The sequence below is a fragment of the Bradyrhizobium sp. NAS96.2 genome, assembly GCF_001908235.1.
Taxonomy (GTDB): Bacteria; Pseudomonadota; Alphaproteobacteria; order Rhizobiales; family Xanthobacteraceae; genus Bradyrhizobium.
The window spans coordinates 1-904 of sequence record NZ_LGHK01000434.1 but is presented as its reverse complement, the minus strand read 5'-3'; the positions used below and the strand labels follow the sequence as shown (position 1 = coordinate 904).

The window sequence follows — 904 nt, the reverse complement described above, 5'->3', positions numbered from 1 at the left end:
CTTGCAGATTTACTTGCAGATTTAGGAGAGATTAGGAGAGACGAGAATGGCTAAACGCGCACGCATTCGCTACGTCAACAAGACGGACAGAAAGAACCCTCACGAAAGAATCACACATGTTGGGGGAACTAACCCCGACGGGACGCCGTGGAAGCGATCCATCGGTCAGGCTATCAAAGATATCGAGAGCGACGAATGGGAGTTCTATGTCGAAGAAAACGGCCGCAGGGTTGATGTGGTGTGGGCCACGCACGATGGGCAAAAGTACATCAAGACGGCGGCGGACGACATTCAACCCAACAATCTTCTTCTGCTCGCTAACTGTCCGTGATCTTCAGTAACAGAGACATTTACAACGAGCTATGTTTGAATTTGGGTGACGAGCCCGATCAGGCGGCGTGGTTCGGGCATAGAGGTGACCTCGATGCCGTCAGTGAATCTGACACCTGCGATGACCCTCGGCGGGTGATTTGCGCCGTTGAGCCGACGTCAAGTCTTCGATGCGGCACCGATCAATTTGAAGACCATCAGTCTGGTGGTGTTCGGTGAGAGCGCTCCCTTGCTATGCACCGTTCGGTGCCGCGCACCGTGGCGAACACGCTTTCGATCGGGTTCGAGGTGTGCAAATGACCCCAATACTCGCCGGGAAGTCTACGAACGACAGCAGCGCGTCACGATCCTTCCGCCGGCACGCTGAGCGAGATCATCGCTGCCCGATGATCGACGAGGGCCAGGTCCATGGCGGCCTTGCCCAGGGCATCGGGCAGTCCCTGCTCGAGCATGCGGTCTATGACTCGAACGGCCAGCCGGTGACGGCCTCCTTCATGGATTACACCATGCCGCGCGCCGATGACCTGCCGTCGTTCAAGCTTAGCCACACCACGACGCTGTGCCCGCGCAATCC

The 904-nt window shown here is 57.3% G+C and carries 1 protein-coding gene and 2 pseudogenes; 2 read left to right on the top strand and 1 reads right to left on the bottom strand.

Features of this window, described 5'->3' with window-relative positions:
* Positions 1-46 precede the first annotated feature (46 nt).
* On the top strand, positions 47-331 hold the full coding sequence (locus AC628_RS41785; RefSeq protein WP_074132584.1) for a DUF3892 domain-containing protein: 285 nt from the start codon (positions 47-49) through the stop codon (positions 329-331).
* 29 nt (positions 332-360) lie between these two features.
* On the opposite strand, the pseudogene AC628_RS45740 reads toward AC628_RS41785, so the two are convergent.
* Positions 361-697 (bottom strand): annotated as a pseudogene (locus AC628_RS45740) (IS256 family transposase); the annotation flags it as partial.
* A 16-nt stretch (positions 698-713) separates the two neighbouring features.
* Here AC628_RS45740 and AC628_RS41775 point away from each other — a divergent pair.
* A pseudogene (locus AC628_RS41775) lies at positions 714-904 on the top strand (molybdopterin cofactor-binding domain-containing protein); the annotation flags it as partial.

Bases quoted from the DNA above. Each gene is read 5' to 3' on its own strand.
- AC628_RS41785 (WP_074132584.1), top strand. From the start codon at position 47: ATGGCTAAACGCGCACGCATTCGCTACGTCAACAAGACGGACAGAAAG.